12 protein-coding genes are annotated in these 13484 nt (G+C 69.8%); 9 read left to right on the top strand and 3 right to left on the bottom strand.

The window, feature by feature from the left end:
* The 5 genes from QNO11_RS01175 to lysS all read left to right on the top strand — a co-directional run bounded on the left by QNO11_RS01175 (position 1) and on the right by lysS (position 5871).
* Entirely contained in the window at positions 1-1656 is a 1656-nt protein-coding gene (locus tag QNO11_RS01175) for an ABC transporter ATP-binding protein (protein ID WP_257508900.1), read from the top strand.
* A complete protein-coding gene (locus QNO11_RS01180) occupies positions 1653-2627 on the top strand; it encodes a S66 peptidase family protein (protein WP_257508901.1) in 975 nt (324 codons plus the stop codon). Before QNO11_RS01175 ends, QNO11_RS01180 begins: the two co-directional genes overlap by 4 nt.
* Entirely contained in the window at positions 2627-3463 is an 837-nt protein-coding gene (locus tag QNO11_RS01185) for a serine hydrolase (protein ID WP_257508902.1), read from the top strand. The genes QNO11_RS01180 and QNO11_RS01185 overlap by 1 nt, the downstream gene beginning before the upstream one ends.
* Positions 3460-4278, top strand: a complete 819-nt coding sequence (locus tag QNO11_RS01190; protein WP_257508903.1) for a serine hydrolase — start codon at positions 3460-3462, stop codon at positions 4276-4278. The genes QNO11_RS01185 and QNO11_RS01190 overlap by 4 nt, the downstream gene beginning before the upstream one ends.
* A 66-nt stretch (positions 4279-4344) precedes the next feature.
* Positions 4345-5871 (top strand): lysine--tRNA ligase, encoded by a 1527-nt coding sequence (gene lysS, locus QNO11_RS01195; protein ID WP_257508904.1) that lies wholly within the window; start codon positions 4345-4347, stop codon positions 5869-5871.
* 36 nt (positions 5872-5907) lie between these two features.
* Here the strand turns inward: lysS and QNO11_RS01200 are convergent, their stop codons facing one another.
* A complete protein-coding gene (locus tag QNO11_RS01200) occupies positions 5908-7038 on the bottom strand; it encodes a DUF4192 family protein (protein WP_257508905.1) in 1131 nt (376 codons plus the stop codon).
* Between the two features lie 120 nt (positions 7039-7158).
* On the opposite strand from QNO11_RS01200, the gene QNO11_RS01205 reads away from it, so the two are divergent.
* From QNO11_RS01205 to QNO11_RS01215, 3 genes are all read left to right on the top strand, one after another.
* On the top strand, positions 7159-7362 hold the full coding sequence (locus QNO11_RS01205; protein ID WP_257508906.1) for a hypothetical protein: 204 nt from the start codon (positions 7159-7161) through the stop codon (positions 7360-7362).
* 45 nt (positions 7363-7407) lie between these two features.
* Positions 7408-8874 (top strand): cardiolipin synthase, encoded by a 1467-nt coding sequence (gene cls / locus QNO11_RS01210; RefSeq protein ID WP_257508907.1) that lies wholly within the window; start codon positions 7408-7410, stop codon positions 8872-8874.
* Between the two features lie 62 nt (positions 8875-8936).
* Positions 8937-9677: a hypothetical protein gene (locus QNO11_RS01215; protein ID WP_257508908.1), complete on the top strand. Its 741-nt coding sequence runs from the start codon at positions 8937-8939 to the stop codon at positions 9675-9677.
* A 208-nt stretch (positions 9678-9885) separates the two neighbouring features.
* On the opposite strand, the gene QNO11_RS01220 is transcribed toward QNO11_RS01215, so the two are convergent.
* Both QNO11_RS01220 and QNO11_RS01225 read right to left on the bottom strand, forming a co-directional pair.
* Positions 9886-10122 (bottom strand): helix-turn-helix domain-containing protein, encoded by a 237-nt coding sequence (locus QNO11_RS01220; RefSeq protein WP_257508909.1) that lies wholly within the window; start codon positions 10120-10122, stop codon positions 9886-9888.
* Positions 10119-10739: a hypothetical protein gene (locus tag QNO11_RS01225; RefSeq protein WP_257508910.1), complete on the bottom strand. Its 621-nt coding sequence runs from the start codon at positions 10737-10739 to the stop codon at positions 10119-10121. Before QNO11_RS01225 ends, QNO11_RS01220 begins: the two co-directional genes overlap by 4 nt.
* Positions 10740-10928: 189 nt before the next feature.
* Between QNO11_RS01225 and QNO11_RS01230 the strand changes: the two genes are divergently transcribed.
* On the top strand, positions 10929-13460 hold the full coding sequence (locus QNO11_RS01230; RefSeq protein ID WP_257508911.1) for an ATP-dependent Clp protease ATP-binding subunit: 2532 nt from the start codon (positions 10929-10931) through the stop codon (positions 13458-13460).
* Positions 13461-13484 lie beyond the last annotated feature (24 nt).

Here is a 13484-nt window from a genome sequence, read left to right on the forward strand (position 1 = left end):
ATGCCCGACCTCACGTTCGAAGATGTCTCGATCACCTACACCACGGCGGGCCGCGGATCCCGGGGCGAGATCGCCGCGGTGCGGGGCGTGACACTGCGCCTTCCCGCCGGGGGCACTCTGGGCATCGCGGGGGAGTCGGGCTCGGGGAAGTCCACGCTCGCGATGAGCGTGCTGCGGCTGCTGCCGGGCAACGCGACCCTCACCGGCCGCGTGCTCGTCGGTGACACCGACGTGACCGAGCTGAGTTTCGGCGGGCTGCGGGCGCTGCGCTGGGCGGATGCCTCGATCGTCTTCCAGGGCGCGATGCACTCGCTCAACCCGGTGCGCACCGTCGGCCAGCAGATCCTCGAGGCCCTCGAGTTGCACGTCGCCGACTCCTGGAAGACCGAGGCGGCGCGCAAAGAACGGGTGGCGGAGCTGCTGCGCGCCGTGGACCTTCCCCCGCTGAAGGCACAGTCCTACCCGCACGAGCTGTCGGGCGGGCAGAAGCAGCGCATCATGATCGCGATGGCACTGGCGTGCGAACCGCAGATCATCATCGCCGATGAGCCGACCACGGCGCTGGACGTGATCGTGCAGCAGCAGATCCTGGAGATGATCAGCCGGCTCGTCACCGAACGCGGCATCTCGCTGCTGATGATCAGCCACGACCTGTCGGTGCTCGCCTCGGCGTGCGAGCGCATCGCGATCATGCGCAACGGCGAACTGGTGGAGGTGGGCGACGCCCACGAGGTGTGCACGCAGGGCGAGCATCCCTATACGCGTCAGCTCGCCGACGCGTTCCCCACGATCGGCGACCCGGCCTCGCGCCGCAACCCGGTGACGCGGCGGGAGCGCACGGGCGCGGCATCCGATGTCCGGCCCAGCGCCATGACCGACGAAGTACTGCTGGAGGCCAAGGGACTGAGCGTCACCTTCCACAGCCGGTCGCGGTCCGCCCGCGCCGTGAAGGGCGTGGACCTGGTGGTGCGGCGCGGCGAGATCCTGGCGCTCGTGGGCCAATCCGGATCGGGCAAGACCACCCTCGCCCGCACTCTCGTGGGGCTGCAGCAGCCCGATCCCGGGTCGGTGGTGCGCTTCCGCGGCCGGGACCTGCCCCGCAAGGGCAAGGGGCTGCACGCGTTCCGCAAGGAGGTGCAGATGGTGCTGCAGGACCCCACTGCGGCGCTGAACCCCAAGCTCAGCGTGTACGAATCGGTCGCGGAGGGGCTGCGGGTGCAGCACTTCCGGGGGGATGAGAAGCAGCGAGTGGCGCAGAGCCTGGTGGATGCCGAGCTGACGCCGCCGGAGGACTTCTTCACCGCGATCCCGCAGGAGCTCTCCGGTGGCCAGCGGCAGCGCACGGTGATCGCCGGTGCGCTGGCGGTCGGGCCGCAGCTGCTGGTGGCCGATGAGCCCGTCGCTTCGCTGGACGCGTCGGCGCGCGGTGAGATCCTGGGGCTGCTGATGTCGCTGCGGGACCGGCTGGGCCTCAGCGCCCTCGTGATCACCCACGACCTGGGGCTGGCGTGGAACATCGCCGACACCGTCGCGGTGATGCTCGAGGGCGAGATCGTCGAGTACGGCCCCACCGAGCAGGTGCTGCTGCGCCCGCAGCACGTGTACACCCGGCAGCTGCTGTCGGCCGCTCCCACCATCCACCGGGCGATCGCGTGAGCGTGACCGCCGTCACGGCGGGTCGCGCCTCCTACCTCGCATCGGCGCCGCTGCAGCCGGGCGACCGGGTGCGGTTCGTCTCGCCCTCGGGGCCCGGGAACGCCGAGAGCCTGGAACGCGCGGTGGGCTACTACCGCGACTGGGGACTGGACGTCGTCGTCGGCGACCACGTGCTCGACCCGCACCCGCGGGCGTCGTACCTCGCCGGTTCCGACGACGTCCGCCGGCAGGATCTCGTCGACGCGTGGTGCGACCCCGACACCGACGCGGTCGTGTGCCTGCGCGGCGGCTACGGCGCGATGCGGCTGCTGGACGGCATCGACTGGTCGCGCATGCGCGCCTCGGCGCTGCGCCGTGACGGGCGGCCGAAGCTGCTCACCGGCTCGTCGGATGTCACGGCGCTGCACGAGGCGTTCCGTGTGCACCTGGACGTGCCGACGCTGTTCTGCCCGATGCCCGGCAACGATGTCTTCCGCGATGCGACGTCGGTGCGAGGCGACGTGCACCGGTGGCTGTTCGAGCCGTGGGCGGGGCGCAGCATCGTCGGCCCCCGCACCGAGGTGCTCGTGCCGGGTGCGGCTGAGGGCAGGTTCACCGGCGGGAACCTGTCGCTGCTCGCGATGGCGCTCGGCGCCGCCGAGGCCGAGGCGCGCCCCGGTGGCATCCTGTTCCTCGAAGACATCGATGAAGAGGCCTACCGGCTGGATTCCTACCTGCTGCAGCTGCAGCGGGCGGGTCGGCTGGCCGATGCGGCGGGGATCGTGCTCGGGTCGTGGCACAAGTGCGCCGAGCCGGGAGCCGTGCGCGCGCTGATGCAGGAGTACCTGGGCGACCTCGGGGTGCCGGTGCTGTGGGAGCAGGGATTCGGCCACGACCCGGAGGCGTTGAGCGTGCCGCTGAACGTGGACGGCGTGCTCGACGCAGTTCAGGCGGGTGGCGGCATCCGCCTGGCCGTGGCGGAGGCGGTCTGATGCCGATCGTGCTGCCGGCGCTGGACCCCCGCGCCACCTGGTCGGTGCGCGTCGTCGCCGACGACGGCACGGTGCTCGCCGAGCACGCGCCCGATGTCGTCTGCGAGACGGCGAGCGTCGGCAAGGTGTTCCTGCTGATCGAGGTGGCCCGCCGGCTGGAGACGGGGGAGCTCAGCGCGGACCAGCGCATCGAGATCCCCGCCGAGCACGTCGTCGCCGACTCCGGGCTGCTCTACCGCATGCGTGACCGGCAGCTGAGCGTGTACGACGCGGCGCTGCTGGTGGGCGCGGTCAGCGACAACCTCGCGACCAATGCGCTGCTGGCGATGTGCGGGCTGGCGGCGGTGCGTGCCGTGGCCCCCGCGCTCGGGTACGAGAACACGTCACTGCTGGATTTCATCCGGAACGAACGCACCCCCGACCTGCCGTGGACGCCGTCGTACGGCACCGCGGCGGAGCTGGCCGACCTCATGCGGCGCCTGGCGGCCGGCGAGGTCATCTCGCCCGCGGTCAGCGCTCAGGTGTCGACCTGGCTCGCGGCCGACACCGACACCTCGATGGTCGCCGACGCACTGCTGCTGGATCCCCTCGCCCACGCTGAGGCGGAGTACCAGGGGATGATCCTGCGCCACAAGACCGGATCCACGTCGTTCGCACGCATCGACGTGGGTCACCTCGCCGGTCCCGCGGCGGGCGTCGCGTACGCGGTCGCGGCGAACTGGAAGGGCGCGGCGAAGGACCTGCGCGCCCCCGTGCTGGATGCGATGCGGGCGATCGGCGAAGAACTGCGCGGCCACGTGACCGGCCGGGCTCGCGACGAGGAGGAGGCGGAATGAACATCGACTTCGCAGAAGTGGAGCACCAGGTGCCGGGGCTGCGTTTCTCGGCGCTCGCCGTCGACCTCGACGACGACACCGTGGTGTTCGCCCATCAGCCCGACCTGGTGCTGAGCACCGCGAGCATCGGCAAGATCTTCCTGCTGCACCGGCTGCTGACCGAGGTCGATCGGGGCGAGCGCTCCCTCGAGGACACCGTGACGCGGCGCCCCGTGGAGTACATCGAGGACTCCGGGCTGTGGTACCTGCTGCAGGCCGACACCCTGTCGCTCTACGACGTCGCGGCCCTGATCGGTGCGGTCAGCGACAACGCCGCGACCAATACCCTCTGCCGGGTGATCGGGCTGCCCGTCGTTCAGGAGCACACCCGCGAGCTCGGCTACCGGGACTCCGGCCTCGACGACATCGTGCGGTGGCCGCGTCCGGCGGGCGCTCCGCCGCGGCTGTCGCACGCCACCGCAACGGAACTCGTGCGGTTCGTGCGGCGCACCGTGCTCGCCGAGGACCTGACGCCCGCGTCGGCGGGCACGCTGCAGCGCTGGCTCGGGGCGGGCATGGATCTGTCGATGGTGGCATCCGGGTTCCACCTCGACCCGCTCGCCCACTACGACTATGACCGCGACGTCTGGCTGTGGAACAAGACCGGCACCAACTCGTCGGTGCGCGCCGACATCGGCCTGGTGATGTCGCCGACGCGGCGCATCGCGTACGCGGTGGTGGCCAACTGGACGCGCGGCGCCGACGAGCGCGAACCGGCGATGGATGCCATGCGGCGGGCCGGCGATGTGATGCGCAGCCGGCTGGCCGAGGGCTGAGCGGCCCGCGCCGGGGCGTTGCGGGGCCGCCGGTAGACTCGAGGGCGACTTTCCAAGGAGCCCCACGTGACTGAGCAGCACCCGTCGACGCCCCCCGAGCCGTCTTCCGAAGAGGACGTTTTCGAGCAGAAGGCCGTGCGGCTGGCCAAGCGCGAACGCCTGATCGCCGAGCGAACGGATGCCGGTGGCGGCGCCTACCCGGTGTCGGTGCCGGTCACCGACACGATCCCGGAGCTGCGCGAGCGGTTCGCGGACCTCGAGGCGGGCGACGAGACCGGCGTGACCGCCGGTGTCGCCGGGCGCGTGGTGTTCAGCCGCAACACCGGGAAGCTCTGCTTCGCGTCGCTGCAGGCCGGCGACGGCAGCCGCATTCAGGCGATGGTGTCCCTCGCCGAGGTGGGCGAGCAGTCGTTGCAGGACTGGAAGGACCTCGTCGACCTCGGTGACCACGTCTTCGTCAGCGGTCAGGTCATCTCCAGCCGCCGCGGCGAGCTGTCGATCATGGTGCGCGAGTGGACGATCGCCGCCAAGGCGCTGCTGCCGCTGCCCAACCTCTACACCGAGCTGAGCGAGGAGAGCCGCGTTCGCTCGCGCTACCTCGACCTCATCGCGCGCGACCAGGCGCGAGACGCGGTGCTGGCGCGCGCGAAGGTCAACGCGAGCCTGCGCCGCACGTTCACCGACCACGGGTTCATCGAGGTGGAGACCCCCATGCTGCAGGTGCAGCACGGCGGGGCCGCCGCTCGCCCGTTCGTCACGCACTCGAACGCGTTCGACACCGACCTGTACCTGCGCATCGCGCCGGAGCTGTTCCTCAAGCGGGCCGTCGTGGGCGGCATCGACCGGGTGTTCGAGATCAACCGCAACTTCCGCAACGAGGGCGCCGACTCCACCCACAGTCCCGAGTTCGCCATGCTCGAGGCCTACCAGGCCTACAGCGACTACAACGGCATCGCCGACCTGACGCAGGAGCTCGTGCAGAACGCCGCGATCGCCGTCACCGGCGGCACGACCGTGACCTGGGCCGACGGCACCGAGTACGACCTCGGCGGCCAGTGGGATCGCATCTCGATGTACGAGTCGCTGTCGGCGGCATCCGGACGCACGATCACCCCGCAAACCCCGCTGGACGAGCTCACGGCGTTCGCCGCCGAGGTGGGCGTGGAGGTGCCGGCGAAGATTGCGACGCCCGGCAAGTTCGTCGAGGAGCTGTGGGAGCACTTCGTCAAGCGTGACCTCACCCGCCCCACGTTCGTCATGGACTTTCCGCTGGACACCAGCCCGCTGGTGCGCGAGCACCGGTCGATTCCCGGTGTCGTGGAGAAGTGGGACCTGTACATCCGCGGCTTCGAGCTGGCCACCGGATACTCCGAGCTGGTGGATCCCGTCATCCAGCGGGAGCGTTTCGTGGAGCAGACGAAGCTCGCCGCCCGCGGCGACGACGAGGCGATGCGCGTGGACGAGGAGTTCCTGCGCGCGCTCGAGCACGCCATGCCCCCCACCGGCGGCATGGGCATGGGCATCGACCGGCTCATGATGGCCATCACGGGGCTCGGCATCCGCGAGACGATCCTCTTCCCGCTGGTCAAGTAACGCCGGGGCGCGTCGCGGCGTCACCGGCGGGCGGGGTCAGCTGCGGCGGAAGGCCCAGTCGGGCAGGTGACCGGCTGCCACGAACGACAGCACGATTTCGCTGAGTCCGTGCTCGGGTTCGATCTGCACCGCGAGCCGTGCGTAGCGTTCGGCGTGGGTCGAGCGCCCCAGCGCCCATGACAGCCACGCGCACGTCGCGAGCGCGCCGGGGCGCAGCGGCGTCGGCGCGAGCGCGGCGGCGTGCCGGGCCACCGCGAGGGCGCGGCCGAGCCGGTCCGGGTCGGGGCGCGGGCCCTCGCCCCACATCGTCATCGCGAGGTCCGGCGGATACTCGGCGCCTTCCTCCCAGCGGCGCTGCGCCTCCAACGCCTGGATGCCGCGTTCGGCGTCCGCGCTCCACTGCACGAGGGCAACGTCCCGCAGCGCCGGCCGAGACAGACACCACAGCAGCAGCGCGGCGTCGTACGGCGCGAGCGCGGCGGCATCCACCTCGAGCGTCTGCTCGAAGAACTCGACCACGTCGTCGAGTCGGCACGCGGCCACGAGTGCCGCCGGGTCGATGCGGGTGCCGTCGTTGTCTTCCGGTGATTCATCCGGCGCCTCGTCGCGGTCGCCGCAGAGCGTGGTCAGCGCGCTGCGCAGCGAGCGGAGGGCGGCGGCCGCCGCCTCGGCGCGGCCGGGATCGAGCGGTGGGAGCACCGCGCCGGAAGCCTGGTCGCCGGAGGCGATCTGCACGGTCGCCGGCGGCGGCAGGCTCAGCGCGGTCAGCGGGCGTCCGCCGGGCGGGAGTTGGGTATCGAAGTGAGAACCCCAGCCGTCGCAGCCGACCGTCAGCGCATCGGTCAGGTGCACCCCGCACGCCTCGGCGGCCCGTCGCAGGCTCCGCGCGAGTGCGGCGCCGGGGAGACCCTCGCCGCACGACTGGTCGGTGAACACCGCCGCCGCCAGCGCATCGGCATCCGGCAGTCGGCACACCATGCCCAGGCACGTCGCCGCGAACGCGTCGAGGTCGGCGCCGGAGTGCGGCAGGTCCAGGCGCATCGCGCCGATGCTGCGCCCGCGGTGAAACGGCACCAGCACGAGGCTGCGGGTCGGGGTGAAACCGAGCACGGCGGGAACGAGCGAGAGGAAGTGCGCGGCATCCGCGGCTTTGACGATCGTGGTCATGCGCTCAGCGTGCTCGCGCCGATGCACCGGCGAGCGGCCCGATGCCGCCAATTCGGGATGAATCAGCCGGATTGCCACCGGTGCAGGAGGCGTCGCCGGCGGACCACGTACGATGGGGACATGGATAGCATGTGGGCCGCCGTTGCATGGGCGCTGCTGCCCACCCTGGTCGTCTCGCTCGCGTTCTGGTTCATCCTCCGCGGCATCCTGCGGATGGATCGCACCGAGCGCCGTGTGCACGCCCGCATCGAGGCCGAGGAACGTGCCAAGCGCGGCATGCCCCCTGCCGCCGCCGACGTGGGAGTGCCCCGCAGCGCCGGATGAGCGCCACCCTCGCTACGCTGACGAAGTGACGAGCGAGGGGGGAAAGTGATCAGCATCACTTTCGACTGGACATGGTGGGTCATCCTCGCCTTCGTCGTCGACATCATCGTGCGCATCACGGCGATCATCGTCATTCCCCGCAATCGGCGTCCGACGGCCGCGATGGCCTGGCTGCTGGCGATCTACTTCATCCCCTTCGTGGGCGTCTTCCTCTTCCTGCTGATCGGGAACCCGCGGCTGCCGCGCAAGCGACGCCGCAAGCAGGACCAGATCAACGCGTACATCCACGAGACCAGCGAGCACCTCGATTTCGGCACGCTGCGCCCGCATGCCCCGGAGTGGTTCACCTCCACGGTGACCCTCAACCGCAACCTCGGTGCCATGCCGCTGGCGGGTGACAACTCCGCGCACCTGATCGCGGACTACCGCACCGCGCTGGACGAGCAGGCCGACGCGATCCGCGCCGCCGAGCGCTACGTGCACGTGGAGTTCTACATCCTGCAGACGGACGCCACCACGGACAACTTCTTCCGCGCGCTCGAGGAGGTGTGCGCCCGCGGCGTGACGGTGCGGGTGCTGATGGACCACTGGGCCAACCGCGGCAAGCCCTTCTACAAACAGACGCTGCGCCGGCTCACCGCCATGGGCGCGCACTGGGAGCTCATGCTCCCGGTGCAGCCGTTCAAGGGCAAATACCAGCGGCCCGACCTGCGCAACCACCGCAAGCTGCTCGTGGTTGACGGCCGGGTCGCCTACATGGGGTCGCAGAACATCACCGATTCCACCTACAACCTGCGCCGCAACATCCGCCGCGGCCTGCGCTGGGTCGACCTCATGATGCGCGTGGAAGGCCCCGTTGTGGCATCCATCAACGCGGTGTTCCTGTCCGACTGGTTCAGTGAGACCGACGAGATACTCACCGATGAGATCGACCTGTTCTCGGTACAGTCCGCCCCGGGCGATCTGGACTGCCAGATCATCCCGTCGGGTCCCGGTTTCGAGTTCGAGAACAACCTCAAGCTGTTCCTGAGCCTGATGTATGCCGCGCAGCGCAAGCTGATCATCGTGAGCCCGTACTTCGTGCCCGACGAATCGATGCTGCTGGCGATCACGACCGCCTGCCAGCGCGGCGTCGACGTGCAGCTGTTCGTTTCGGAGGAGGGCGACCAGGCCATCGTCTACCACGCGCAGCGCAGTTACTACGAGGCGTTGCTGCGTGCCGGGGTGCGCATCTGGATGTACCGCAAGCCCTACATCCTGCACTCCAAGTCGATGACCGTCGACGACGAGGTGGGGGTCATCGGGTCGAGCAACATGGACATGCGCTCGTTCGGTCTGAACCTGGAGGTCTCCATGCTCGTGCGCGGCGAGGAATACGTCCGCGAGATGCGCGATGTCGAGCAGATGTACCGCGAGCTCAGCCGCGAGCTCACGCTCGAGGAGTGGGAGCAGCAGCCGCTGCGCTCGACGGTGCTGGACAACCTCGCGCGGCTCACCTCGGCGCTGCAATGAGTGTTACCACGTCGTGACCGATCTTTCCTGCGTCGTTCAGCCGGAGCCGTCAAGATGGAGCGATGACCCCTCGCTCCTCTTCGCTCCTCGCCGCCGCGGGTCTCGCGGTGCTGCTGGTCGGCTCGCTCTCGGCGTGCGCGACGACTTCGCCTGAGCCCGGTTCGACCGGTGACAGCGACTCCGGTGCCGGTGCGGTGACCGAGGCCGAGGTGGATGCCGCCTGGCTCGACGCCGGGCGCATGATCGGCATCGTCACGCAGGGATCGTCGACGTGCGTGCCGATCGCGGATGCCGCGACGGTATCGTCTGCCGGCGTGCTCGAGGTGACCCTGGTGGACCCGCCGGATGACGCCGTCTGCACGGCTGACATGGCCCCACGGGTGACGGTGGTCGCCGTCCCCGAGGGCGTCGACCCGTCGCAGGACCTGGAGATCACGGTGACCGGCGACGGCTACCGGGGCGACACCGACCTCGACGGCATGGTGGGGGCGACCCCGCCGTCGGGCGAGACGGACTACCTCCCCAGCGCCGGCTGGGTGGACGACGACGCCTTCGTGATCCTTACGTGGGGCTCATCGACGTGCGTGCCGTCGATCGAGGGCATTGAGGTGACGGCGCCCGACGCGGTCATGGTCACCTTCGCCGAGCCCGAGGCCGACCAGATGTGCACGATGGATATGGCTCCGCGCGCGGTGCTCGCCGTCGCCGGCGAGGACCTCGAGGACGACGCACCGGTGACCCTGACCCTCACCGGCGGCGGGCCCGCGTTCGAGACCCCGGTGACCACGACGATCCTCGGCTGACCGCGGGGGCGGGGCCGCGGGCCGCGCCGGCCCGCGCCGCGCCCGGGGCCCCGCGGCCGGATGCCCAACGCCTCGGTGGTCGCGTTCGGCCCTTCCCGAGGGCGGTGAGGGTCCTTTTGCGACGACCGAGCGGGGTGTGGTGCCTGCGCCTGTGGTGCCGGCGCCTGTGGTGCCGGCGCCGGCGTGCGCGCGCGGCGCCGGAGCGGGGTCAGCGGGGGTCGGAGCGCACCAGCAGGTCCCCGACCTCGCAATCGAGGGCCCGGCACACCGCGGAGAGCGTCGAGTACCGGATCGCGCGAGCGCGGTCGTTCTTCAGCACCGACAGGTTCACCACCGACACCCCCACCAGCTCCGACAGCCGCGCCAGGGTCATCCCGCGCTCGGCGAGCAGCTCGTCCAGCCGGCAGTGGATGCCGCTGGGGCCGTCGTCCTCCGCGGGGCTCATACCAGCCCCTCGGTCTCGCGCTGCAGCCGGTCGCCGACGGCGAAGACGGTGGATGCCAGCCCCGCCACGAACGCCAGCATCAGCAGGGTGCTGAGATCCACCGTCATGAGGACGTTGTCGAAGGTGCGCTCCGACAGCGCGGCGAACGCCCCGTTGGCGGCCATGTTCCCGAAGAACGGATACACCGCTGCGCCCAGCAGCGCGGTGATCCCCGCCACCGTCACCAGCCGCGTGTTCACGCGGCTGAACACCCGCTCGCGCAGCACGCCACGCGCCAGCAGCAGCAGGCACGCCACGACGGTCACGACCGTGAGCACCATCAGCACCTGCTGGATGACGATCGCGCCGACGGATGCCGCCGGCAGGTTGTCCACGGTGAGCACCGCCGTGTCCAGGCCCACCGGGACGTCCGCGCCGTCGACGCCGATCGGCGCGAGAGCGGGGGTGCCCGCGAACTCCGCGAACACCTCGATCGCGCGTCCCGACAGCACCTCGACGATCCGCACCACCGCGGCGATGACAGAGCCTACGGCCAGCGCGAGGCCGGCGATCATCAGTGCCATCAGGGCCCAGCGGTCACCCTTCGACACGACGGGCCGGGTGGATGCAGTGCGCATGAAACTCCTCCGTATAACGAATATCGTTGTTATCGACAGTCGTTAACATAACGACTACCGATGCACACTTCAACACCGACCCCAGAACCGGTCCGGCATCCGCCCGTGGCGAACAACGGGCATAACGCCCTGCTTCGGTCGTTACCCTTTTGCGTAAGCGCCAGAACTGTGCGCTTGAAGGAGTCGACGATGTTCGAGAGATTTACGGACCGTGCCCGTCGCGTGGTTGTGCTCGCCCAAGAAGAGGCGAAGATGCTCAACCACAACTACATCGGCACCGAGCACATCCTGCTCGGCCTCATCCACGAGGGCGAGGGGGTGGCCGCCAAGGCGCTCGAATCGCTGGGTATTTCGCTGGATGCCGTGCGCGAGCAGGTGCAGGACATCATCGGGCAGGGCCAGCAGCAGCCGACGGGGCACATCCCGTTCACGCCGCGTGCCAAGAAGGTGCTCGAGCTGTCTCTGCGCGAGGCGCTGCAGCTGGGCCACAACTACATCGGTACCGAGCACATCCTGCTCGGGCTGATCCGCGAGGGCGAAGGCGTCGCCGCGCAGGTGCTGGTCAAGCTCGGCGCGGACCTGAACAAGGTGCGCCAGCAGGTCATCCAGCTGCTCAGTGGCTACCAGGGCAAGGAGCCCGCAGGCGTCGCCGCCGGGCCCGGTGAGCAGAGCTCGCCCGCCCAGGGCGGGTCGGCGGTGCTGGACCAGTTCGGCCGCAACCTCACCCAGGCAGCCCGCGACAACAAGCTCGACCCGGTGATCGGCCGCGAGAAGGAGATCGAGCGGGTCATGCAGATCCTCTCGCGCCGCTCGAAGAACAACCCGGTCCTCATCGGCGAACCCGGCGTCGGCAAGACTGCCGTCGTCGAGGGGCTCGCGCAGGCGATCGTCAAGGGCGAGGTGCCCGAGACGCTGAAGGACAAGCAGGTCTACTCGCTGGACCTCGGGTCGCTCATCGCGGGGTCCCGCTACCGCGGTGACTTCGAGGAGCGCCTGAAGAAGGTCACCAAGGAGATCCGCACCCGCGGCGACATCATCGTGTTCATCGACGAGATCCACACCCTCGTCGGTGCAGGTGCGGCCGAGGGCGCGATCGACGCGGCATCCATCCTCAAGCCCCTGCTCGCCCGCGGTGAACTGCAGACGATCGGTGCGACCACGCTGGACGAGTACCGCAAGCACTTCGAGAAGGATGCCGCGCTGGAGCGCCGTTTCCAGCCGATCCAGGTTGCCGAGCCGAGCCTGCCCCACGCGATCAACATCCTCAAGGGCCTGCGCGACCGGTACGAGGCGCACCACAAGGTGCAGATCACCGACGGCGCGATCGTCGCGGCGGCCAACCTGGCCGACCGCTATGTCAGCGACCGCTTCCTCCCCGACAAGGCCATCGACCTGATCGACGAAGCAGGCGCCCGCCTGCGCCTGTCGATCCTGTCGAGCCCGCCCGAGCTGCGCGAGTTCGACGAGAAGATCGCCAAGGTCCGCGAGGACAAGGAGCGCGCCAGCGAGGAGCAGGACTTCGAGAAGGCCGCGTCGCTGCGCGACGAGGAGAAGTCCCTGCTCGCCGAGCGGCTGCGCCTGGAGAAGCAGTGGCGCTCCGGTGACGTCGCCAGCCACGCGGTGGTCGACGAGGGTCTGATCGCCGAGGTGCTCGCTCAGGCCACCGGCATCCCGGTGTTCAAGCTCACCGAGGAGGAGTCCAGCCGCCTGGTCTTCATGGAGAAGGCGCTGCACCAGCGCGTCATCGGCCAGGACGAGGCGATCGCGGCGCTGTCGCGCACGATCCGTCGTCAGCGCGCCGGGCTCAAGGACCCCAAGCGCCCCTCCGGCTCGTTCATCTTCGCCGGCCCCACGGGCGTCGGAAAGACCGAGCTGGCCAAGGCGCTGGCGGAGTTCCTCTTCGACGACGAGCACGCGCTGATCTCGCTCGACATGAGCGAGTTCGGTGAGAAGCACACCGTCTCGCGCCTGTTCGGAGCCCCTCCCGGGTTCGTCGGGTTCGAAGAGGGCGGTCAGCTCACCGAGAAGGTGCGCCGGAAGCCCTTCTCGGTCGTGCTGTTCGATGAGATCGAGAAGGCTCACCCTGACATCTTCAACTCGCTGCTGCAGATCCTGGAGGAGGGACGCCTGACCGACGGTCAGGGCCGCGTCATCGACTTCAAGAACACTGTGATCATCATGACGACAAACCTCGGTTCGTCGGCGATCGCGGGCGGCCCGGTGGGCTTCCAGGTGGAGGGCAACGCGCAGACGTCGTACGACCGGATGAAGGGCAAGGTGGACGAGGAGCTCAAGCGGCACTTCAAGCCCGAGTTCCTCAACCGTCTCGATGACATCATCGTGTTCCCGCAGCTGAACAAGGACGAACTGCGTCAGATCGTCGGCCTGTTCACCAAGCGTCTGAGCGAGCGCCTGCTCGACCGCGACATGACGCTGGAGCTGTCGCCGGCCGCGGCGGACCGTCTCATCGAGATCGGCTTCGACCCGACGCTGGGGGCCCGGCCGCTGCGCCGCGCCATGCAGCGCGAGATCGAGGACCAGCTCAGTGAGCGGATCCTGCACGGCGAGCTCCACGCCGGCGACCACGTGAAGGTCGATTCGAACGCCACCGGATTCACCTTCGAGAGCGCCCCGCGCGGCGAGAAGGTCGCGGTAGGCGTGGGTACGGCGGGCGAGATTGCCGCGACCCCCGACCTGATCGCAGGCGGAGACACCGCGTAAGGATCACCACACGACAGAAGAGCG

This window comes from Microbacterium sp. zg-B96 (genome assembly GCF_030246865.1).
Lineage (GTDB): Bacteria > Actinomycetota > Actinomycetes > Actinomycetales > Microbacteriaceae > Microbacterium.